The sequence below is a fragment of the Sphingobium sp. HWE2-09 genome (assembly GCF_035989265.1).
GTDB lineage: Bacteria > Pseudomonadota > Alphaproteobacteria > Sphingomonadales > Sphingomonadaceae > Sphingobium.
Genome location: NZ_JAYKZX010000003.1, coordinates 436,737 through 459,667 on the forward strand (window position 1 = coordinate 436,737; position 22,931 = coordinate 459,667).

General features: G+C 65.9%; 19 protein-coding genes. All 19 read left to right on the top strand.

What is annotated here, in order from left to right; genetic code table 11:
• The first annotated feature begins 33 nt into the window (after positions 1–33).
• The 19 genes from U5A89_RS07620 (at position 34) to U5A89_RS07710 (ending at position 22,896) form a co-directional block, all read left to right on the top strand.
• Positions 34–1,344 carry a Gldg family protein gene (locus U5A89_RS07620; protein ID WP_338160581.1) on the top strand — a complete coding sequence of 437 codons (1,311 nt, stop codon included), beginning with the start codon at positions 34–36 and terminating at the stop codon, positions 1,342–1,344.
• A 184-nt stretch (positions 1,345–1,528) separates the two neighbouring features.
• The gene (locus U5A89_RS07625) at positions 1,529–2,026 is read left to right on the top strand and encodes a division/cell wall cluster transcriptional repressor MraZ (RefSeq protein WP_338160582.1); all 498 of its coding nucleotides are present in this window, start codon (positions 1,529–1,531) and stop codon (positions 2,024–2,026) included.
• Positions 2,023–2,964, top strand: a complete 942-nt coding sequence (gene rsmH / locus U5A89_RS07630) for a 16S rRNA (cytosine(1402)-N(4))-methyltransferase RsmH (protein WP_338160583.1) — start codon at positions 2,023–2,025, stop codon at positions 2,962–2,964. The genes U5A89_RS07625 and rsmH overlap by 4 nt, the downstream gene beginning before the upstream one ends.
• Positions 2,961–3,611 carry a colicin transporter gene (locus tag U5A89_RS07635; protein WP_338160584.1) on the top strand — a complete coding sequence of 217 codons (651 nt, stop codon included), beginning with the start codon at positions 2,961–2,963 and terminating at the stop codon, positions 3,609–3,611. Before rsmH ends, U5A89_RS07635 begins: the two co-directional genes overlap by 4 nt.
• Complete coding sequence (locus U5A89_RS07640) at positions 3,611–5,314, top strand: peptidoglycan D,D-transpeptidase FtsI family protein (RefSeq protein WP_338160585.1); 1,704 nt, start codon at positions 3,611–3,613, stop codon at positions 5,312–5,314. Before U5A89_RS07635 ends, U5A89_RS07640 begins: the two co-directional genes overlap by 1 nt.
• Entirely contained in the window at positions 5,314–6,768 is a 1,455-nt protein-coding gene (locus U5A89_RS07645) for a UDP-N-acetylmuramoyl-L-alanyl-D-glutamate--2,6-diaminopimelate ligase (protein ID WP_338162971.1), read from the top strand. Before U5A89_RS07640 ends, U5A89_RS07645 begins: the two co-directional genes overlap by 1 nt.
• Positions 6,769–6,889: 121 nt before the next feature.
• Positions 6,890–8,281, top strand: a complete 1,392-nt coding sequence (locus U5A89_RS07650; RefSeq protein ID WP_338160586.1) for a UDP-N-acetylmuramoyl-tripeptide--D-alanyl-D-alanine ligase — start codon at positions 6,890–6,892, stop codon at positions 8,279–8,281.
• Entirely contained in the window at positions 8,281–9,354 is a 1,074-nt protein-coding gene (gene mraY, locus U5A89_RS07655) for a phospho-N-acetylmuramoyl-pentapeptide-transferase (protein ID WP_338160587.1), read from the top strand. The genes U5A89_RS07650 and mraY overlap by 1 nt, the downstream gene beginning before the upstream one ends.
• A 5-nt stretch (positions 9,355–9,359) precedes the next feature.
• Complete coding sequence (murD, locus tag U5A89_RS07660; RefSeq protein ID WP_338160588.1) at positions 9,360–10,736, top strand: UDP-N-acetylmuramoyl-L-alanine--D-glutamate ligase; 1,377 nt, start codon at positions 9,360–9,362, stop codon at positions 10,734–10,736.
• Positions 10,737–10,782: 46 nt separating this feature from the next.
• On the top strand, positions 10,783–11,985 hold the full coding sequence (locus U5A89_RS07665; protein ID WP_338162972.1) for an FtsW/RodA/SpoVE family cell cycle protein: 1,203 nt from the start codon (positions 10,783–10,785) through the stop codon (positions 11,983–11,985).
• Positions 11,982–13,148 carry an undecaprenyldiphospho-muramoylpentapeptide beta-N-acetylglucosaminyltransferase gene (murG, locus tag U5A89_RS07670; RefSeq protein ID WP_338160589.1) on the top strand — a complete coding sequence of 389 codons (1,167 nt, stop codon included), beginning with the start codon at positions 11,982–11,984 and terminating at the stop codon, positions 13,146–13,148. Before U5A89_RS07665 ends, murG begins: the two co-directional genes overlap by 4 nt.
• A 114-nt stretch (positions 13,149–13,262) precedes the next feature.
• The gene (gene murC, locus U5A89_RS07675; RefSeq protein ID WP_338160590.1) at positions 13,263–14,690 is read left to right on the top strand and encodes a UDP-N-acetylmuramate--L-alanine ligase; all 1,428 of its coding nucleotides are present in this window, start codon (positions 13,263–13,265) and stop codon (positions 14,688–14,690) included.
• Positions 14,690–14,887 carry a hypothetical protein gene (locus tag U5A89_RS07680; RefSeq protein ID WP_338160591.1) on the top strand — a complete coding sequence of 66 codons (198 nt, stop codon included), beginning with the start codon at positions 14,690–14,692 and terminating at the stop codon, positions 14,885–14,887. The genes murC and U5A89_RS07680 overlap by 1 nt, the downstream gene beginning before the upstream one ends.
• Entirely contained in the window at positions 14,857–15,783 is a 927-nt protein-coding gene (murB, locus tag U5A89_RS07685; RefSeq protein WP_338160592.1) for a UDP-N-acetylmuramate dehydrogenase, read from the top strand. The genes U5A89_RS07680 and murB overlap by 31 nt, the downstream gene beginning before the upstream one ends.
• A gap of 145 nt (positions 15,784–15,928) precedes the next feature.
• The gene (locus U5A89_RS07690; RefSeq protein WP_338160593.1) at positions 15,929–16,885 is read left to right on the top strand and encodes a D-alanine--D-alanine ligase; all 957 of its coding nucleotides are present in this window, start codon (positions 15,929–15,931) and stop codon (positions 16,883–16,885) included.
• The gene (locus U5A89_RS07695) at positions 16,878–17,834 is read left to right on the top strand and encodes a cell division protein FtsQ/DivIB (RefSeq protein WP_338160594.1); all 957 of its coding nucleotides are present in this window, start codon (positions 16,878–16,880) and stop codon (positions 17,832–17,834) included. The genes U5A89_RS07690 and U5A89_RS07695 overlap by 8 nt, the downstream gene beginning before the upstream one ends.
• Before the next feature lie 5 nt (positions 17,835–17,839).
• Positions 17,840–19,123, top strand: a complete 1,284-nt coding sequence (gene ftsA / locus U5A89_RS07700) for a cell division protein FtsA (RefSeq protein ID WP_338160595.1) — start codon at positions 17,840–17,842, stop codon at positions 19,121–19,123.
• A gap of 106 nt (positions 19,124–19,229) precedes the next feature.
• A complete protein-coding gene (ftsZ, locus tag U5A89_RS07705) occupies positions 19,230–20,681 on the top strand; it encodes a cell division protein FtsZ (protein WP_338160596.1) in 1,452 nt (483 codons plus the stop codon).
• Positions 20,682–21,018: 337 nt separating this feature from the next.
• A complete protein-coding gene (locus tag U5A89_RS07710; RefSeq protein WP_338162973.1) occupies positions 21,019–22,896 on the top strand; it encodes a tetratricopeptide repeat protein in 1,878 nt (625 codons plus the stop codon).
• The last annotated feature ends 35 nt before the right edge of the window (positions 22,897–22,931 follow it).

A 22,931-nucleotide genomic window follows, 5' to 3' on the forward strand; every position in this document is an offset into this window, starting at 1 on the left:
ACAAGCTCAGGGCGAACGGGCGCGGCATAGGCGTTGGCCTGCACAAATGAGATCGCCAATGCGGGAATGTCGATGAAGGCGGGGGTGAGGCGTTTCCTGTGGCTCTGGCTGCTGCCGCTAGCGATTTTTCTCGTCGGGCTGAGGCGCACGTTTCTGACCGGGCAGACCGATCCTTGGGATTGGGGCGTGCCCGCTGCGCTGTTGTTGGCGGGGGCGGGGTTGCTGCTGGCACGACGCGGTTGGGTGATCCAGGCCTGGGTGGCGCTGGGTAGTGTCGGGATGGCGCTGATCTTTTGCACTGTCGCAGCGGCGCGCGCGCCGGATATGGTTGCAGCACTGGGATTGCTGGGCGTGGCGCTGATGGCGGTGTTCGGCGGGGCGTTCTTTACTATCCACCCGTTCGCTTCGAGCGTAGTCGAGAAGCCTCACGCAAACGCTTCCCGACTATGCTCGAAGCGAACGGCGGCCGGGGCGGCTTGCCTCATCTTCGCTGCGCTCATCCTATGGCGCGGTCCTGCCCAACCGCTGCATCCGGTCGCCGACCGCCCCAAACTCGCCGTCGTTACCGGCCTGCCGCTCTTCTGGGCGGAGTCGGGACAGGGTGGGCCGCGCGATGCGCCGATCGTCACGGTCCTGCGCACGCGCTTCACCGTCATACCGCTGGATGACCCGCTCGGCCTGAAGGCGTCCGGCGCGGAGCGACTATTGCTCGCACAACCGCGCGCACTGACGCCTGCGCAACGGGTCGCGATCGACACCTGGGTGCGGGCTGGCGGCACGGCGCTCGTGCTGGCCGATCCGCTGCTGCGCTGGCCGTCCGACCGGCCGATGGGCGATCGCCGCCGCGCCCCGTCCACCAGCCTGTTGCAGCCCCTGCTGGCGCATTGGGGATTCGAGCCGACCGGTACCGAGGACGGCGAAATCCGCCATTTCACGTCCGATGGCGCCGTCCTGACCCTGTCCGGTGTGCAGCTATATGGCGCGACGCCGGGCGACGGGGTCGTGCATCGCAAGCTGGGCAAGGGCGTAGTCCTCCTGCTGGGCGATGCCGACGCGATCGATGACGCTCTATGGCTGGCCGATCCCGCGCGTCCGCTCGATCCGCGCTTCTGGGTCGCGGACACGCCTGCGCGCGTCGTGCAATGGCTGGGCGGCCCATCCGTCCCAGCCGACCGGCGTTGGATGCGCGACGCAAAGCATGTGACCGCCGCGCTCCGCTGGGCGCTGCTGGTCGGGACGATATGGGCCATGATGGGCGCGCTGGCGCTGCGGGGCAGCAAACAAGGTTTCGACATCAGAACAAAAAACGAACATGACACGATGGAGCGTGACAAAACCGGTTAGACCCAAATTTCACCTGATTTTCCCATCCCCACCCATCGTTTCCCGTTGCAGTTACCCCCCATGCTTGGTACGTAAACCGGCATTGGGGTTCGTCAGGCTTTGAGCAGTCCTGTCCGCTGGATGTCCGTTCGGGATTCCGGCGACCGGCGGCCTGTGCCCAAAATAAAAGGGGCCAGTCGCCAGCGTGTCGGACGTCACTCTCTATTCGGGCAACGCGTTCAGCGTCGCGGACGGCAAAGGCCGGTTCGTGCTGCCCCTGGAGATGCGCAAGCTGGTCCGTCAGGCCAGTGGCGACGAAAACCGGCTGTGCCTGTCGATCCACATGGACAATGGCTGCGCCACCGGCTTCGGCCTGTCGCACAAACAGTTCCTGTTCGATGAAGTCGCCGAACTGGAACGGCTGGCGCGCGAAGCGAACCGCCCGTTCAACGGCGATCTGGAGCGCGAAAACCGGCTCGGCACGATCGAGGACGTCAATTTCGATGATGGCGGCCGCTTCTTCCTGCACCCCGATATCAAGGAAGAAACCGGCATCACCGACGCGGCGTTCTTTTATGGCGTGGGCCGCTATTTCCAGATCTGGAAGCCCGAAGCCCTGGTCGAAAGCCCCGATCGCCCGGCGCTGATCCGCAACAAGGTCAAGCGCTGGATCGACGCGCGCGCGGCAGGGGGCGGCAAATGAGCGATGCGCCCCATATCCCCGTCCTGATCGATGAAGTGCTGGACGCCCTCGCCATTACCCCGGGCGAGATCCATGTCGATGGCACCTTCGGCGCGGGCGGCTATAGCAGCGCCATGGCCCGCGCGGGGGCGCAGGTCTTCGCCTTCGATCGCGACCCCGATGCGATCCGCGAAGGACAGGCGGTCGCTGACGCGCACGGCATCACGCTGATCCCGGGCGAATTTTCGCGCATGGCGCAATTGCTGGCGGAACGCGGTATCGACAAGGTGTCGGGCATCACGCTCGACATCGGCGTATCCTCGATGCAACTCGACCGGGCGGAGCGCGGCTTTTCCTTCCAGTCGGACGGGCCGCTGACCATGACGATGAGCCAGGACGGCATGAGCGCTGCCGACTTCCTGAATACGGCTTCCGAAGAAGAGATCGCCAACGTCATCTATCGCTATGGCGACGAACCACGGTCGCGCCGCGTCGCCCATGCGATCGTGGACGCGCGCCCGCTGGAGCGCACGGCGCAACTCGCTGCCGTCGTACGCCGCGCGCTGGGCCATAAGCCGCATGACAAGAAAGACCCGGCGACCCGCACCTTCCAGGCGATCCGCATTCATGTGAACCGCGAACTGGAGGAGCTGGAACTGGCGCTGGACGCGGCCGAATTGCTGCTTGAGGAAGGCGGCCGCCTGGCGATCGTCAGCTTTCACAGCCTGGAAGACCGCATCGTCAAACAGTTTCTGCGCAAGCGCAGCGGCGGCGAGGGGGCGGGGTCACGCCACCTGCCCGAACGCGCCGCCGGGCCGCAGCCGACCTTCGCCAAACCCGCCAAGGCGGTGCGCCCGGGTGAAACGGAACTGGCGCGCAACCCCCGCGCCCGATCCGCCACGCTGCGGTCCGCCGTCCGCACTTCTGCCCCTGCTTTCAACCGGAGTGCCCACTCATGATCGCCGTCAAGAGGTTGCAGAGCCTGATCTGGGTGATCCTGGTCGCGCTGGGCGCGCTGGGGGCGTATATGGTGTCGCTCAAGGTCGCGACCGAGCGCAACGAACTTATGTACGTCCGCGCGCAGATCGCACGGACGAAGAGCGACATCCGCTATCTGGAAACGGAATTCAGTGCGCGCGCTTCCATGCGCCAGCTGGAAAGCTGGAACCAGCATGACTTCATGTATGCGACGCCCAGCGCCCAGCAATATCTGGGTGGCGAGCGCGCGCTGGCGCAACTGGACGGCATCCAGCCCAACGGTCCCGATTACGTCGCCCCGCCGGTGATGGTGGCAATGGTCGAAACCCCCGCCGACCTGCCGTCCGCCCCGCAAAAGGCACCGGAAAGCCCCGCCGCGACGCAGATCCGCAGCGACATCGCCGTGATCCGGGAGGCGCATGCCGCCGACACCGTCGACACGCTGCCCAAGCCCGCGCGCCGCACCCCCGCGCAGCAGGCGAAGGTTGACGCCGACGTGACCAAGCCCAATCCGATCGCGCGCAAGGCGGAGCGGATGGCGATGCTCGACGCCAAGCTGCTGGACGACAGCACGTTGGGCGACCTGAGCGCCCGCGCGGCGCGCGAGAAGCGGAAGGAGGCGCGCTGATGGCCACGATCATTGTTCAGCCGGGCGGCGAGCGGGCCGGGCGCGCGCGGGTCAACCTGACCGCCGTCGCCCATAACCGGCTGATGCTGCTGCTGATCCTGTTCATGCTCATCACCGCGATTTTGATCGGCCGACTCGCCTGGGTCGGCATTTTTGCGCATGGCAATGCTGGCGACGGTACGATCTCCCCTTTCCTGCCTGCGCGCGCCGACATCGTGGATCGCAACGGCGTGCCGCTGGCCCGCACCATGGACGCCTATTCGGTGGCGGTGCGTCCGTCCAAGCTGATCGGCGACCCCGCCGAACTGGCGCGCAAGCTGCACGAAATCTTTCCCGACGAACCCGAAGCCGCCTTCTACAAGAAGCTGCGTGGCCGGGGCTGGGCCTATCTGCGCCGTCGCGCGCTGCCCGAACAGGTGGCAGCGGTCAACGCGCTGGGTGAGATCGGCATCGAATTTCCGCGTGAGAAGGAGCGGCTCTATCCGCAGCGTACGCTCGCCGCGCATGTGCTGGGCTTTGCCCCCAATGCCGACGGCGTGGGCGGCATGGGCGTGGAGGCTGCCTTCAATGACCGGCTGATCGACGCGGCGCAACGCGGCAAGCCCTTCGCCGTCTCCATCGACAGCCGGGTGCAGGGCGCGCTGGAAAGCGAACTCTATGCTCAGTTGGTGCAGACGCGGGCCAAGGGCGCGGGCGGCATCATCATGGACGCCAATACCGGTGAGATCATCGCCATGGCTTCCATCCCCGTGTTCGATCCCAACAAGCTGCAAAATTATGCGGGCAAAAGCTGCAGCGACTCGCCGCTTTGCAACCATATGGTGCAGGCGCGCTATGAAATGGGTTCCTCGTTCAAGCCTCTGTCGATCGCCGCAGCCATGGATGCGGGCGTCGTCACGTCGATGAGCAAGCGCTATGACGCCACCGCGCCGCTCGCCGTCGCGGGCTTCCGCATCAAGGACGACCATGCCATGGGTCGCTGGATTAACGTGCCGGAAATCCTGGTGCACAGTTCCAACATCGGCACCGCCCGCATCGCCGACGAAATGGGCGCGGAGCCGCTGCAGAAGATGTTCCGCAGCCTGGATTTCGACCAGCGCGCGCCGATCGAGTTCAACGAGCGCGCCAAGGGCATCTGGCCGTCCAGCTGGGGCCGCATCACCAGCATGACCACCTCCTACGGCCATGGCATCGCGGTGACGCCGCTGCATCTGGCGACGGCCTATGCGGCGCTGGTCAATGGCGGCATGTGGCGGCCCGCCACCGTGCGCAAGCTCAGCCCCAACGACGTGCCCGACGGCCGCCGCGTCTTTTCCGCCGCCACCAGCGCGCGGATGCGGCAACTGTTGCGGATGATCGTGTCGGCAGGTACAGGGCGTAGCGCCGACGCCAAGGGTTTCCGGGTGGGCGGCAAGACGGGTTCCGCCGAAAAGCCCCAGGAGGGGCGCTATAACAAGACTTCGCTGGTGACGACTTTCGCTTCCGCCTTCCCCATGGACAATCCCCGCTATGTCGTCGTCGTGATCATGGACGAGGCGACCGGGCAATATGGCCTGCGCACCGCGGCGTGGACCGCCGCGCCGGTGGTCAAGCGCGTGGTGGAGCGCACCGGCCCGATGCTGGGCGTGATGCCGGACGAAAGCCGCGACGTCGATATTTCCGACCTGATGCCGTTGCTGCACGGCGACAAGGAGAAAGAATGATGCGCCTCGGGTCGCTTATCGAGGGGCTGGATGTCGAGGTCGGTGGGGCTGAAAAGGCCAACACTGGCCTCGATTCGTCCGTGACCGGTTTCGCCATCGACAATCGCAAGGTCGCGCCGGGCACCATCTTCGGCGCGTTCCAGGGGCTGCGCGTCAATGGCGAGGATTATATCGTCGATGCGGTGAAAGCAGGCGCGGTCGCCATCGTCGCACGACCGGAGGCGAAGGTAGAGGGCGCGGTCCATATCGCCCACGCCAATCCGCGCCGCCTCTTCGCGCTGATCGCCGCACGCTATTTCGCGCCGTTCCCTGACGTGACCGTCGCCGTCACCGGCACCAATGGCAAGACCAGCACGGTCGAACTCGCCCGTCAGCTCTGGCGGATGATGGGGCACAAGTCCGCGTCGATCGGCACGCTGGGCGTGACGACGGCGGTGGATCAGGTATCGACCGGCCTCACCACGCCGGACATCGTCACCTTCCTCGCCAATATGTCGGGCCTGCGCCGCGAGGGCATCACCCACGCCGCGTTCGAGGCGTCGAGTCATGGCCTCGACCAATATCGCACCGAAGGCCTGCCGGTGATGGCGGGCGCCTTCACCAATCTGTCGCGCGATCATCTCGACTATCATGGCGACATGGACAGCTATTTCGACGCCAAGATGCGCCTGTTCGATGAAGTCGTCTCGCCGGATGGCGCGGCGGTCGTCTGGGCGGACGATGCCTGGTCGGACAAGGTCATTGCGCGGGCTACGAAGCGGGGGCTTCGTGTGCTGAGCGTCGGGGTGCAGGGGCAGGCGCTACGCCTGGTCAACCGCACCCCGACCCAGTTAGGCCAGGCGCTGGAGATCGAGGCGGAGGGCAAGACGTATAAGGTCAACCTGCCGCTGATCGGCGCCTATCAGGCCGCCAACGCCCTGACCGCTGCGGGCCTGGTCATCGCGACCGGCGGCGACACGGCCAAGGTGATGGAATTGCTGGGCCGGGTCCAGCCGGTGCGCGGGCGGTTGGAACGCGCGGTCATCAGCAAAGCGGGCGCGCCGGTCTATGTCGATTATGCCCACACGCCCGACGGCCTGAAAGCCGCGATCGAGGCGCTGCGCCCGCATACTAAGGGGCGACTGATCACCCTGTTCGGCGCTGGCGGCGATCGTGACGCAGGCAAGCGGCCGTTGATGGGTATGGTCGCGGCCGACCTGTCCGACCATGTGATCGTCACCGACGACAATCCCCGGTCCGAAGAGCCGTCGGCCATTCGCGCCGCCGTGCTGGCCGGTGCGCCGGGCGCGGAAGAGATTGGCGGGCGTCGCGCTGCGATCGCTGCCGCGATCGGGCAGGCGGGGGCTGACGACATCGTGCTGCTGGCGGGCAAGGGCCATGAGCAGGGCCAGATCATCGGCGACCGCGTGCTGCCGTTCGACGACGTCACCGTCGCGCGGGAGTGCGCGGGTTGATACAGAACACAGGTTCAAATCCGTTCGACCTGAGCCTGTCGAAGGGCCTTTCTTTTCTCGAAGGAGGGAATGGGCTTCGACAGGCTCAGCCCGAACGGTGTTTTGTTTGTGGAGCGTTGGATTGATGTCGCTCTGGACATCCACCGAAATCGCTGAGGCCACAGGCGGCGCCGCGTCGGCGCCGTTCGCCGTTTCGGGCGTCGCCTTCGACAGCCGCGAAGTAGGGCAGGGCGACCTGTTCGTCGCGATGAAGGGCGACACGACCGACGGCCATAAGTTCATCGACAAGGCGTTCGGTCAGGGCGCAACAGGCGCGATCGTCAGCGAACCGGTCGCCCATCCCCACATCCTAGCCCCCGACAGTGCCGCCGCGCTCGAAGCGCTGGGCAAGGCATCGCGCAAGCGCATGACCGGCAAGGTGATCGGCGTCACCGGATCGGTCGGCAAGACCGGGACGAAGGAGGCGCTGTTCCTGGCGCTGGACCGCGCCGCGCCTAATGCGGTGCATCGCTCGGTCAAAAGCTACAACAACCATGTCGGCGTGCCATTGAGCTTGTCCCGGATGCCGCGCGACATGGCCTATGGCGTGTTCGAAATGGGGATGAACCATGCGGGCGAACTGGCGGCGCTGACCCGACAGGTGCGCCCCGACGTCGCGATCGTCACCGCCATCGCACCTGCCCATATCGAATTTTTCGGCACCGAAGCGAAGATCGCGGAAGCCAAAGCAGAGATTTTCGAAGGACTGCAACCGGGCGGCACCGCGATCATCCCCTATGACAGTCCCCATGTCGCGACCCTCTATAACAAGGCGGAACGCCACGCCGCGCGCATCCTGACCTTCGGCACCAGCCCGCAGGCGGACGTGTGCGTGCGCGAAGCCGTGCCCGCGCCGGGCGGCGGCACGCTCGTCACGGCGACCTTCCCCGATGCCGAACTCTGTTTCACGGTGGCCGCGCCGGGCGATCATTGGGTGTCGAACGCGCTGGCCGTGTTGGCGGCGGTCGAGGCGGTGGGCGGCGATCTGGCCGCCGCTGGCCTGGCGCTGGCCGAAATGCCGGGCCTGCCGGGCCGGGGCGAGCGCCGCACCCTGCCGGTTGCGGGCGGGCAGGTGCTGCTGATCGATGAAAGCTATAATGCCAATCCCCTGTCCATGGCTGCAACGCTGAAGCAACTGGGCCGCGAAAAGGCGGACCGCCGCATCGCGATATTGGGCGGCATGCGCGAACTGGGCGATCGCAGCGCGGACCTTCATGCCGGCCTCGCCGAACCGCTTAGCGCCGGCCAGGTCGATCATGTCATACTGGTCGGCGCTGAAATGGCGCCGCTCGCCGACGCGCTGGGCGATATGATTTCCCATGTCCATGTCGCCGATACGGCGGCGGCCATCCCTCTCATTCAAAACGAAATGCGCGCGGGCGACGCGATATTGGTCAAGGGATCGAACGGCGTGGGGCTTTCCCGTCTCGTCGCCGCCCTTGTCCAGGGCGCCAGCGACGGAGATACGCACTGATGCTTTACTGGTTGGCCGAAAATCTGGATTTCGCCGGGATCTTCAACCTGATCCGCTACCTGTCCTTTCGTGCGGGCGCGGCGATCTTCACGGCGCTCATCATCGGTCTGGTCATCGGTCCTAAATTCATCGGCTGGCTGCGCGTTCGCCAGGGCAAGGGCCAGCCGATCCGCGACGACGGCCCGCAGACCCACCTCGCCAAGCGCGGAACGCCGACCATGGGTGGCCTCATGATCCTCACCTCCATGGTGATTTCGGTGCTGTTGTGGATGGACCTGTCGTCCATCTACATTTGGGCCTGCCTGTTCGTGACGCTGGGCTTCGGCGCGATCGGGTTCATGGATGATTATGACAAGGTGACCAAGGCCAGCCATAAGGGGCTGTCGGGCAAGGCGCGGCTGGCGGCCGAATTTCTGATCGCGGGCGTCGCGGCATGGATGATCGTCCATCACCATGGCAATACCGCGCTCTATGTGCCTTTCTATAATGGCCCGGCGATCCAGCTTGGCCCCTTCTATTTCTGCTTCGCCGCCTTCGTCATCGTGGCATTCGGTAACGCGGTGAACCTGACCGATGGCCTGGACGGCCTGGCGACCATGCCGGTCATCATTGCCAGCCTGGCGTTCATGCTGATCGTCTATCTGGTCGGCCGCGCCGATTTCGCCGAATATCTGGGCATCCCGCATGTGCCGGGCGCGGGCAATCTGACGATCCTGTGCGGTGCGATCGTGGGGGCGGGCCTCGCCTTCCTTTGGTTCAACGCGCCCCCCGCGGCCGTGTTCATGGGGGATACCGGGTCACTGGCACTGGGTGGCACGATCGGCGTGATCGCGGTCACCGCCCATCATGAAATCGTGCTGGGCATCATCGGCGGCCTCTTCGTCGTGGAGGCGCTCAGCGTCATCATTCAGGTTTTCTTCTACAAACGCACCGGCAAGCGCGTGTTCAAGATGGCCCCCATCCATCATCATTTCGAGCAACTGGGCTGGGCCGAACCGACCGTGGTGATCCGTTTCTGGATCATCGCCTTCGTGCTGGCGCTCGCCGGTCTTGCGACGTTGAAGCTGCGGTGAAGGGAATGGGGATCGTCTCCAGCGCCTTTGCAGGCAAAACCTACGCCGTGCTGGGCCTGGCGCGGTCGGGCCTCGCCACGGTCGAGACGCTCGTCGCCAGCGGTGCGCGCGTCGTCGCCTGGGACAGCCGGGAAGAAGCGCGCGCGCTGGTCGAGGGCAAGGCCGAACTGGGCGATCCGATGGAGATCGACCTTGCCGGTTTCGACGGCATCGTCGTGTCGCCGGGCGTGCCGCTCAATCGCCACCCGATCGCCATGCGCGCGAAGATCGCGGGCGTGCCGATCATCGGCGACATCGAACTGTTCGCACTCGCCCGGCCGACACTGCCCCCGCACAAGGTCGTCGGCATCACCGGCACCAACGGCAAGTCCACCACGACGGCGCTGATCCACCACATCATCGCACAGGCTGGCTACCCCACGGTGATGGGCGGCAATATCGGCCTGCCGATCCTGAGCCAGCCACCGCTGGAGCCGAACCTGCATGGCGTCGGCGTCTATGTGCTGGAACTGTCGAGCTATCAGATCGACCTGACTCACAGCCTGGACTGCGATGTTGCGGTGCTGCTCAACATCACGCCGGATCATCTCGATCGCTACGACGGCTTCGCAGGCTATGTCGCGTCGAAGGCGCGGTTGTTTGCGCTGCAGTCGGCTGGGCATTGCGCGGTCATCGCGACCGACGATGAGCCGAGCCGGGGAATTGCCCAAAGTTTGTGCTCCCGCGAAGGCGGGAGCCCAGTCCTGACCGCTGCAACTGGGCTCCCGCCTTCGCGGGAGCACGGGGTAGGTGCGGTTAGCGCTGCCGACATCGCCCCCGTCGCCCAACGCCTCTGGCCCGCCCTCCAAGGCCCGCACAATGCGCAGAACGCAGCTGTCGCTATCGCTGTCGCCAAGGCGCTGGACATCGACGAAGCCACCATCGCCAACGCGCTGACCAGCTACGCTTCGCTCCCCCACCGCATGCAGGCCGTCGCCACCCGCAACGGCGTCCTCTACGTCAACGACAGCAAGGCGACCAACGCCGCCTCCACCGCGCCCGCGCTCGCCGCCTGGCCCGCGATCGACGGCAAGCCCCGCATCCACTGGATATTGGGTGGCGTCGCCAAGTCCGACAATCTGGACGAGTGCGTCCCCCATTTCGGCAATGTCGCTCATGCCTACACCATCGGCGAAGCGGGGCATATGTTCGCCGATCTGCTGCGCCCGGCTATGGCGGTGGACGATAGTGAAATGCTAAGCGCCGCCGTCCGCCGCGCCGCGCGCATCGCGCAGCCCGGCGACGTGGTGTTGTTGTCGCCCGCCTGCGCCAGTTTCGACCAGTTTCGCGATTTCGAAGCGCGCGGCGACGCCTTTGCCGCGGCGGTTGCGGCGCTGGAATAAAGCAGCATAGTCGGGGGCGACGATGAACAGGGAAGGGACGACGGGCATGTTCAAGGCTGGCGAACTGGTGAAGGGTTTCCGCACCCGCACCGTGCCGCGCGAACGCACCGCGCTTGCCATCTGGTTCTGGGAGATCGACCGTGTCCTCCTGTCTTTGATCGTCACCCTGATGGCGATCGGCCTGGTCGCCGTCGCCGCCGCGTCCCCCGTCGCCGCGATCGACCGATCGACCGCCTCGGTCGCGGTCAATCCGCTCATCTATTTCTATCGCCAGCTGATGTGGGTGTTCATCGGCCTGCCGATCATGCTCGTCATCTCCATGCTGCCCCGGCCGCAGGCGCGGCGGCTGGCGATCTTCGGCTGCGCCTTCTTCTTCGTCATGCTGCTGTGCGTGCCGATCCTGGGATCGACGGTGAACGGCGCCAAGCGCTGGATCGACCTGCCCGGCTTCCGCTTCCAGCCGTCCGAGTTCCTGAAACCCGTCTTCGTCGTGGCGCTCGCCTGGCTGCTGTCGCTGCGCGCCAAGGATATGAGCCTGCCGGTCGTGCCCCTGAGCTTCTGCGTCACCGGTCTGATCGCCATCATCCTGATGCGCCAGCCCGATTTCGGCCAGACCGTCATCTTCGCCGCCTGCCTTGGCGTGTTGCTGCTATTGTCGGGCGTGTCGATGCGCTTCATCGGCGCGATGGGCGGAGTGGCGCTGGCCGGGCTGATCGCGGTCTATATGTTCTACGAAAATGGCCGTCAGCGGGTGAACGACTTCCTCGGCATCGGGGTGCAGGTCGATGCGGGACCGGACCAGACGGACCTGGCCTTCCGCACCATTTCCCATGGCGGCTTCACCGGTGTCGGGCCGGGCGGCGGGCAGAACAAGTTCCGCCTGCCCGAAGCGCATACCGACTATATCTTCTCGGTGATCGGCGAAGAGTTCGGCCTGCTCGCCTGCATCGCCATCGCCTGCGTCTATCTCGCCATCGTCGTGCGGGTGCTGCTGCGCCTGCTGGATGAGGAGGATAATTTCACCATCCTCGCTGCCGCGGGCCTTACCACCCAGTTCGGGTTGCAGGCGATCATCAATATGGGCGTCAACGCACAGATATTTCCGTCAAAGGGTATGACGCTGCCCTTTATCAGCTATGGCGGCTCCTCTATGCTGGCGCTCTGCATCGGGGTCGGCCTGTTGCTCGCCTTCACGCGGCGCAATCCCTTCATGGGCCGGCATACCGTGGTCAAATGGAGTGGTCGATGAGCATTTCCCGTCACTTCGTCCTCGCCGCCGGCGGGACGGGGGGTCATATGATTCCAGCGCACGCCGTCGCCGAAGAGCTGATGGCGCGGGGGCATCATGTCGCGCTCGTCACCGATGAGCGCGGCGCGAAAATTCCGGGCATCTTCGACAAGGCGCAGGTGCACATCATGCCCGCGGGCCGCATGACGAAGAACCCGGCAAGCTGGCCAGGCGCGGTAAAGGCGATCTGGGCAGGCCGCGCCATGGCCCGGCGCTTGAACGAAACCTTCCGCCCCACCGCTGTCGTCGGCTTCGGGGGCTATCCCGCCATGCCTGCGCTGCTCGGCGCGCTTGCGGACGGCATCCCGACCGCCATCCATGAACAGAATGCCGTGCTGGGCCGGGTCAATCGTCTGCTCAGCGGCCGGGTCGACGCCATCGCCACCGCCTATCCCGATGTCGAACGGCTCAAGGGCGCCTATGCGGGCAAAGTCCACCTGGTCGGCAATCCGGTGCGCGAAGAGGTCAAGCAACTGCGCGAGGAGGATTTCCCCGCGCTGACCGACGAAAGCGTGTTCCGCGTGCTGGTGATCGGCGGCAGCCAGGGTGCGACCATCCTGTCCAGCGTCGTGCCCGAAGGCCTGTCGATGCTGCCCGTCGCGCTGCGCCGCCGTCTGCAAGTCACGCAGCAATGCCGCGCCGAAGATATCGACCGCGTGCGCAAAACCTATGCGGAGATGGAAATCCCCGCCGACCTCGCCACCTATTTCAATGACGTGCCCGAAAAGCTGGGCTGGTCGCATCTCGTGATCGCGCGGGCTGGCGCTTCGACGCTGGCCGAACTCACCTGCGCCGGGCGTCCGGCGATCCTCATCCCGCTGCCCAGCGCGATGGACGATCATCAGACCGCCAACGCGAAGGAAATGACGGAGGCTGGCGGCGCGCGCACGATTCCCCAGGCGCGCTTCACCGCGGTAGAACTCGCCAAGCAGATGCAGAAGATGGCGCTGGAACCCGGCGCACTCCAGAACGCGGCCAAGCGCGCCCGCAGCTGCGGCCGTCCCAACGCCGCGCGCGACATGGCGGATCTGCTCGAAAGCATCGGCACGGCCCCGATCATGAACGATCCGGTGCGGGTCGGTCCGACGCCGACGACGTTGAATTTGCAGGGTGTTCCGGCGTGAGCATCACACACCTCTCGCCGTTCGGGCTGAGCCTGTCGAAGCCCCTTTTTCTTTAGAAGTAAAGCCCTTCGACAAGCTCAGGGCGAACGGATTTTTAAATAAGGAATGTCACGCATGAAGGGTGTCGGCACGGACATCGGCACGATCCATTTCATCGGCATCGGCGGCATCGGCATGTCCGGCATCGCCGAAGTGATGCATAATCTCGGCTATGACGTTCAGGGGTCGGACGTCGCCGAAGGCTATGTGGTCGAAGGACTGCGCGCCAAGGGCATTCGCGTGATGATCGGCCATAGGTCAGAAAATCTGGGCGACGCCGCCGTGGTCGTCACCTCCACCGCGATCAAGCGCGGCAACCCGGAAGTCGAACTGGCGTTGGAAAACCGCGTCCCCGTCATCCGCCGCGCGGAAATGCTGGCCGAACTGATGCGCCTCAAATCCACCGTCGCAGTGGCGGGCACCCATGGCAAGACCACGACGACATCGATGGTGGCCGCGCTGCTGGACGCGGGCGGGGTGGACCCGACCGTCATCAACGGCGGCATCATCAACAGCTATGGCTCGAACGCGCGGCTCGGTAATAGCGACTGGATGGTCGTTGAAGCCGACGAAAGCGATGGCAGCTTCCTGCGCCTCGACGGCACGATCGCGGTCGTCACCAATATCGATCCCGAGCATCTCGATCATTATGGCAGCTTCGATCGGGTGAAGGATGCCTTCGTCGAGTTCGTCGGCAACGTCCCCTTCTACGGCGCGGCGCTGCTGTGCCTGGATCATCCCGAGGTGCAGGCGATCCTGCCGCGCGTGCAGGACCGGCGCATCGTCACCTATGGCTTCTCCGCCCAGGCTGATATTCGCGGCGATAATGTCGTCAGCTTCCCCGGTGGCAACCGCTTCGACATCCAGGTGCGCGAACGCGACGGATCGACGCGCAAGATCGAGGGCATCGAAATGCCGATGCCCGGTCGCCATAATGTGTTGAACGCCATGGCGGCGATCGGCGTGGCGTTGCACATGGGCATAGACGACGCGACGATCCAGACCGGCTTCGCCAAGTTCGGCGGGGTCAAGCGCCGCTTCACCAATGTCGGGCAGATCGAAGTGACGGGCGGCGCCGCCACGGTCATCGATGATTATGGCCACCACCCGGTCGAGATCAAGGCCGTGCTCGCCGCCGCGCGCGAAGGGGCGAAAGGCCGCGTCATCGCCGTGGTTCAGCCGCACCGCTTCACCCGCCTGCGCGACCTGATGGACGAGTTCCAGCAGGCGTTCAACGACGCCGACATCGTCTATGCCGCGCCCGTCTATACCGCGGGCGAACAGCCGATCGAGGGCGTGGACAGCGCCGCGCTGGTCGCGGGCCTCAAGCGGCGCGGGCATCGCCATGCCTCCACCGTCGCCGATGCGGACGATCTGGCCGCGCTGGTCGCCGCCGATATCCAGCCGGACGATATGGTCATCTGCCTGGGCGCGGGCGACATTACCAAATGGGCGGCGGGCCTTGCCGCCGCCGTTTCCGCCAAGGTGAAGGAAGTCGCCTGATGTTCGAACTGTTCGCCGTTGGCCTGGAAATGCAGAAGCGCATGATCGACGCCCAGATGCAGGGCGTGGAAGCCGCGCGCGACATGGTGGAAGCGGCGCAGCGCCAAGTCGAAACCGGCATGGCCGCGGCGCAGGCGAATGAAGCGGGCCTCAAGGCCATGAGCAAATGGATGACCCTGTGGGGCATGCGCGGTTGAGCGAGACGCTGGCCCTTCCACGCGTGCGCGGCACGTTGAAGCCGCACGCGCCGCTGGCTCCGCTCGTCTGGTTCAAGGCGGGCGGCGCGGCGCAATGGCTGTTCGAGCCGAAGGATGCGGACGACCTGTCCGACTTCCTCGCCATGCTCGACCCGCAAGTGCCGGTGATGGCGCTGGGCCTTGGCTCCAACCTCATCATCCGCGACGGCGGGGTGCCGGGCGTAGTCGTGCGGCTGGGCAAGCCCTTCGCGAAGGTAGCGGCGCTGGACGCCACCACGCTGGTCTGCGGCGGCGGCGCGTCGGGCATCCTCGTCTCCTCGACCGCGCGCGACGCGGGTATCGCTGGCCTTGAGTTCCTGCGCTCCATCCCCGGCACGGTCGGCGGCTTCGTCCGCATGAACGGCGGCGCCTATGGCCGCGAGACGCGCGACATATTGCTGTCGTGCGAGGTCATCCTGCGATCGGGCGAACAGGTGACGTTGCTCAACCGCGACTTGGCCTACACCTATCGCCATTCGAACCTGACCGACGGCGCGATCGTGGTGTCTGCAACCTTTCGTGGTGAACCCGGCGAACCCGCCGCGATCCAGGCGGAAATGGACCGCATCGCGGCCGCGCGCGAGGAAAGCCAGCCGCTGCGCAGCAAGACCGGCGGCTCCACCTTCAAGAACCCGGATGGGCATAAGGCTTGGGCGTTAGTAGATGAAGCGGGTTGCCGCGGCCTGGTGCTGGGCGGCGCGCAAGTGAGCGAGAAGCATACCAATTTCCTGCTCAACACCGGCGACGCCACCAGCGCCGACATCGAAGCGCTGGGCGAGGAAGTGCGTCGCCGCGTGAAGGAAAAGAGCGGGGTCGAACTGGAATGGGAAATCCAGCGGGTGGGGTTGAGCCAATGAGCCTGTCCCCCTTACCGTCATCCCAGCGAAGGCTGGGATCCCACTTTCCTTCTCTCACATGGTCGCGAGGCAGTGAGATGGCGCAGCGAGTCACGTGCCTCGCTTCGCCCTTCGCTGGCATGACGAATATCTTGGAGCAAATCGCATGACCCGTGGTCCCTGGCACGTCGCCGTCCTGATGGGCGGCTGGTCGGCGGAGCGCCCCGTATCGCTATCCTCCGGCGAAGGCGTCGCCAAGGCGCTGGAATCGCGCGGCCACACAGTCACCCGCATCGACATGGACCGTAATGTCGCCGCGCGCCTCGCCGAAACCCAGGCGGACGTGATCTTCAACGCCCTCCACGGCGTCCCCGGCGAAGACGGCACGGTGCAGGGCATGATGGACCTGATGGGTCTCACCTACACCCATAGCGGCCTTGCCACCTCGGTCATCGCGATCGACAAGCAACTGACCAAGCAGGCGCTTGTCCCCCACGGCATCCCCATGCCCGGCGGGCAGATCGTGGACAGCGAAAGCCTCTTCACCGCCGACCCGCTGCCGCGCCCCTACGTGCTCAAACCCGTCAACGAAGGCAGCTCGGTCGGCGTCGCGATCGTCACGGCGGAGGGCAATTACGGCAACCCCATCGCCCGCGACAGCGTCGGCCCGTGGCAGGATTTCCCCGAACTGCTGGCCGAACCCTATATTCGCGGCCGCGAACTCACCACCGCCGTGCTGGGCGACGAAGCCCTGTTGGTCACCGAACTCCGCCCCAAAAGCGGCTTCTACGATTTCGACGCCAAATATACCGACGGCATGACCGACCATATCTGCCCCGCCGACCTGCCGCCGGAGATCACCGAGGCCTGCAAGGCGATCGCCCTGCGCGCCCACCAATTGCTCGGTTGCAAGGGCGCATCGCGCGCCGATTTCCGTTGGGACGACACGCAGGGCGTCGAGGGGCTGTTCCTGCTGGAGGTCAATACCCAGCCAGGTATGACCCCTTTAAGCTTGGTGCCCGAACAGGCGGCCAAGCTGGGCATTGACTATGCCACGCTGGTGGAGACTATTGTCGAGGAAGCGCTGACGCGCGCCAAGGGGGCTGGACGCAAAGATGGCTGAAGCACGGATCAGGCGCGGCGGCACCGCACGACTGAGCAGCGCGAAGGGACGTTCCGGTAATGGGGCGACGAAAGGCGGTCGCGGCCGCACCTTGAAGCGCCAGAGCAGCATCGACCGTCTGGTCGAAATGCTCCCCGTCAGCGAAGCCACGCTGCAACGCATGGCCAGTTGGGCGATCGTCGGCATCTTCGGCGCGATCCTGATCGCCATCGCCATCTTCATGGGCCTGCCCGGCATGGCGCGCCAGCAGGCGGCGGACATCGCCGCCCGCGCGGGCTTCGAAGTCGACAAGGTCGAAGTGCGCGGCGTCGAGCGGATGGACGAACTGCCTGTCTATAATATCGCGCTGGGCCAGGTCGACCGCTCCATGCTCTCGCTCGACCTGCCAAAGGTGCGGGCCGACATGCTGAAACTCGGCTGGGTCAAGGATGCGCGCATTTCCCGCCGCCTGCCCGACACGCTGGTGGTCGATATCGTCGAGCGCGATCCGGTCGCGGTGTGGCAGCATAATGGCCAGTTGCACCTGATCGACGTGCAGGGCGTAGTGTTGCAGTCGGTGTCCGCCAGCGCGATGCCCGACCTGCCGCTGGTCGTCGGTCCCAACGCCAATCGCCAGACCGCTGGCCTCAACCGCCTGATGGAAAACGCCCCGGCGTTGAAACCGATGCTGGCGGGCGCGACCTGGGTCGGGAACCGCCGCTGGGATCTGCGCTTTCAGTCGGGTGAAACGCTCTCCCTGCCGGAGGGCGACAAGGATTCGGCCGGGGCTTTGGTGAATTTCGCGCGCATGGATGGCGTCAATCGCTTGCTGGGTCGCGGCATCGTGAAGTTCGACATGCGCGATCCCGACCGCTTTGTCCTGCGCCTGCCGCAGGGCAAGGTCGAGGAAAAGCCTGTGGACGACGCGGCGAAAGCCGCCGCCGCGCCTGTCGAAGGCGAGGAAGGCTAAGCCCCATGGCCCAGCCCAAGGTCGAAAAGCTGATCACCGCGATCGACATCGGATCGTGGAAGGTTTCCGCGTTGATCGCGGGGCGGACCGACACGGGCGAACTGGCGATCCTGGGCACCGGCCAACGCGAAAGCCGCGGCGTGCGGCGCGGCTTCATCGCCGACATGGAGCGCACCGAACTCGCCGTGCGCGAAACGATCGAACAGGCCGAGCGCGTCGCAGGCACCAATATCGAGGATGTGTGGGTCAGCTTTTCGGGCGGCAGCCTGGTCAGCGACGTCGTAACGGTCGAGCGCGACATGGGCGGCTATCGCATCGAACAGCCCGATATCGATGACCTGCTCACCACCGGCCAGCAGGGGATCGACCCCGATGGCCGTGTCGTCCTCCATGCCCAGCCGACCTGCTTCACCATCAATGGCAAGGTGCCGGTGAAGAAGCCGCTGGGGATGCATGCGGACCTGCTGGGCGTCGATATCCATGTCGTGCTGGCCGACGGCGCGCCGCTCGCCAATCTCGACCTGTGCGTGCGCGGCGCGTATCTCAACGTCAATTCGATCGTCGCCTCGCCGATCGCGACGGGCCTCGCCTGCCTGTCGGAGGAGGAACGCGACCTGGGCGTCGCCCTGGTGGAGATCGGCGCGGGAGTGACGAACGTTTCGCTCTATGCGGGCGGCATGTTGGTGGGCCTCCATTCCATTCCCATGGGCGCGGCGGACATCACCGACGATATCGCATCGTCCTTCGGCATCCGCCGCAGCCAGGCGGAACGGGTGAAATGCTTCTACGGTTCCGCGATGCAGAACCCGCGCGATTTCCGCGAGATAATCGAAATCGCGCCGCCCCATGGTGAAGTCGCGATGCCCGGCCAGGCCGCCGGGCTGAACGCCGAAGGGGGCAAGATCACCCGCGCCGCGCTGGTCGGCGTCATTTGCGAACGGTTGAACCAGATCATGACCGAAGTGAATGCGGCGCTGGCGGGTATGGGCTTCAATTCGACCGGACGGCAGGTGGTGTTGACCGGTGGCGGCGCAGAAATGAAGGGCATTGCCGATTATGCGCAGGGCGCTTTGGGCCGGGCCGTGCGCATCGGGCGGCCCCGGGGCTTGTCCGCCATGCCCGAAGCGCATAGTGGCCCCGCCTTCGCCACCTTGGCGGGGCTGGCGCTTTACGGCGCTTCCAACCCGGTTGATCTCCGCACGATGGCGCCCGCGCCGCAAACGGTGCATCGCCTGGGCGCACCGCTGTGGTGGCAACGCATGATGCGCGCGATGAAGACAAACTATTGAACGAATTTGGACCTAGACGAAAATAGGTAGTGAATTCCCCTATTTTCTAGTGTTAACATTAAATGACGGCGTTGCTTCCTGACGAGGAAGCTGAGGGAGCATATATATGAGCATTGAAATCAGCCCACCGCATGTGGACGAACTGAAGCCGCGGATCGCGGTGATCGGCGTCGGCGGCGCGGGCGGCAATGCCATCGCCAACATGATCGCCGCCCATGTCGAGGGCGTCGATTTCATCGTGGCGAACACCGACGCGCAGGCCTTGAACGCTTCACCGGCCGAGCGCCGCATCCAGCTTGGCCCGCAAATCACCGAAGGGTTGGGCGCCGGATCGCGCCCCGAAATCGGCAAGGCCGCCGCTGAAGAAACGATCGCCTCGGTCGAAGCCGCGCTGGAAGGCGCGCATATGTGCTTCATCGCCGCTGGCATGGGCGGCGGCACCGGCACCGGCGCGGCCCCCGTCATTGCGAAGGCCGCGCGTGACAAGGGCATCCTGACCGTTGGCGTCGTGACCAAGCCCTTCACCTTCGAAGGCAATCGCCGCATGAAGTCGGCGGATTCGGGCATCGACGAACTGCAAAAGCATGTCGACACGCTGATCGTCATCCCGAACCAGAATCTGTTCCTGATCGCCAATCCGAACACGACCTTCAAGGAAGCGTTCGAAATGGCGGACGAAGTGCTGCAGCAGGGCGTGCGCGGCATCACCGACCTCATGGTCATGCCCGGCCTCATCAACCTCGATTTCGCCGACGTCCGCTCCGTGATGGGCGAAATGGGCAAGGCGATGATGGGCACCGGCGAAGCCGAAGGCGACGGCCGTGCGCTCCAGGCGGCGGAAAAGGCGATCGCCAATCCGCTGCTCGACGGCGTGTCGATGCGCGGCGCGAAGGGCGTCATCGTCTCGATCGTCGGCGGCGAAGATATGCGCCTGATGGAAGTGGACGAAGCCGCCAACCATATCCGCGAACTGGTGGACCCGGACGCGAACATCATCTGGGGCAGCGCCTTCAACGACAATTTGAACGGCAAGATCCGCGTGTCGGTGGTCGCCACCGGCATCGACAATGAAGTGGGCAACCACGCCGCGCCGCTGACGCAGCCGTTCAGCTTCGCCAACCGCCCGGCCGTGTCCGTGCCGCAATCGACGCCTGCGCCTGCCGCGCCCAAGCCCGCGCCGGTCGCGCAGCAGGCGGCGCCCGTCGCCGCTCCTGCGCCGACGCCCGCGCCTGCGCCGCAGCCCGAAACGCTGGAACTGGACGTGCCAGCGGCCCCCGCACCGGCGCAACCGGCCGCCGCGCCTGCATCGTTCGCGCCGCCCAAGCCCGCCGCCGTCTTCTCCGATGAAGATGCCGACCAGGACGAACTGATCTTGGGCGCCGAGGCTGCCGAACCGGCTGCGCCACCCGCGGCCCCCGCACCGCGCGTCGCCACCGGCGGCACGCTGTTCGAACGGATGGCGGGCCTGACCCGTGGCACGGACAAGGCGCCGGGCGACGATACGGTCGCGCCGGGCGTGGATATCCCCCGCTTTCTCAATCGCCAGAGCAACCAGTAACGGCCAGCGATCTTAAAAGGCCAAGGCAATCTCGAAAGAACAGAGCGGCTGCGGCCGCTCTTTCTCGTAAAGCGCGCCGTCGGTCGTCTGGGGCGATCGGGCGCGCTTTTGCCCTGCGCTAATTTCCCATTCAGCATGGGATCGGCTAGAGAAGACGGCACGTCGAACGACGCGATCATTCTCTGACTTATCTTTTGTTTTCCGTATTTTCCGGTTCGTCAGGCGCATCGGCCCGGCTGGAAAAGGCTTTTAGGAACCGGATGTGACACGCACCTGCCGCTGGACGATTGGCCCCCAAATTGCCGGTTTCTGCCTGTCCGGCGCGCTGCTGCTGCCGATGGGCGCGGCACAGGCCCAATATGACCAGTCGCAACTGGTCCGCCCGCTGGGTGCTGCCGACCTCAACAGCAACCTCGCCCGGCTGGCGTCCGATCCGCGAGACGTGAACGCGCTGATCGGCGCAGGGGAAGCGGCGCTGTCGTTGGACGATGCGCGCGCCGCCGCCGGTTTCTTCGCCCGCGCCGATGCGATCGCCAGCGGCAATGGCCGGATCAAGGCGGGGCTGGGCCGGGTGATGCTCAAGCTCCAGAACCCGGCGGAGGCATTGCGCCTGTTCGACCAAGCTGCGCGGCTGGGCTATCCTGATGCGACTATCCTGTCCGATCGTGGCCTGGCGCGGGACATGACCGGCGACCAGGCGGGGGCGCAGCGCGATTATCAGGCGGCACTCCAACGCACGCCCAATGATGATGAACTGGTACGGCGCTACGCGGCATCGCTCGGCATCGCCGGGCAGATCGCCGCGTCGGACAAGGTCATGGAACCGCTTTTCTACAAGAGCGACCGGGCCGCCTGGCGCTATCGCGCCTTCATCCTGGCGATGAACAACAAGCAGGCGGAGGCCAAGAAGGTGGCGGAGCAGACCATGCCTGCCCAACTGGCCGCCGCGATCACGCCCTATATGCAGAAAATGCCCTATCTGACCGCCGCGCAAAAGGCCGCCGCGGTGCATTTCGGCCATTTCCCCGCGCAAATCGGCACGACCATCGCCGCCGTCACGCCCACGCCGCCCGCACCGGGCGTCGCGGTCGCCAGCGCTGCGCCTGCGACCGTCGCGTCGGCCGCCCTGGCCAGGACCAAGCCGCTCAGCCGGTCCGAACAGCGCCGCCAACAGCGCGAAGCCGCCCGTGCTGCGCGTGCCGAACGGCTGGCCGCCGCGCGCCGCCCGGCGCAATCGCAATCCGCGCCGGTGCGGACGGCCACGGCGCAGCCAACGCCGACGCAGCCAGCCCCCGTCCAGATGGCGCAGGCCACCCCGCCGCAGGCTGCCATAGTACAGCCGACGCCCCGGCCCACCGTCGCCCAGCCATCGCGCCAGCCCCAATCACAACCAACGCCGCAACCGACGCCCCAGCCGCGTCAAACCCCGCCCGCCGCGCAGGTCCAGCCGCTCCCGGCCGCCCCGAGCGCGCCGACCGCTGCGCCGCAAAGCCAGCCTGCTGCCCCATCGACCACCGCGCCCTCCACCGCCGTCCAGGGGCCACCCGCGCCCGGCTTCGAGTCGATCGACCGTACGCCGCCCTCGACCCCATCCTCCGGCGCCGGATCGCCACCCAACGGTATCGCCCTGGCGCAATCGACGACGCCCGCCGCCACCACGACACAGCCGCTCCCCTCCGCGCCGCCGCAGCCTGATCCCGCCGCGACCCGCAGTCTGGCGGACATCATCCGCGCCATCGACGTGCCGGATACCGAGCGTCAGCCGACCGTCGCCGCCGTCGATCTCAGCGAAATCGCCGCGATTCAGGCGACCCGCCGCGTCGAGCGCCAGACCGCCGCCAAGGCTGCGGCCGACAAGGCGAAGAAGGACGCACTCGCCAAGGCCAAGGTGGAAGCCGACGCCAAAGCGAAGAAGGAAGCCGAAGAAAAGAAGCGCCTGGCCGATAATCCCTCGCGCAACTGGCTCCAGATCGGCGTCGGACAAAGCAAGTCCGCGCTGGGCTTCACCATGAAGGGGCTGCGCAAGAAATATACGATCCTGTCGCGGCAGGACGGCTGGAGCGCCAGCTGGGGACGGACCAATCGCCTGCTGGTCGGCCCCTTCGCCAGCTTCACCCGCGCCAAGGAACTGGAAACGAGCCTGAAAAAAGATGGCGCCGACGCCTTCGCCTGGAAAAGTGGGGCAGGGGAGGTCGTGGAGAAGCTGGGCGACTGATCGCCGCATGGTCGAAACGAAGACCCCAACACCGT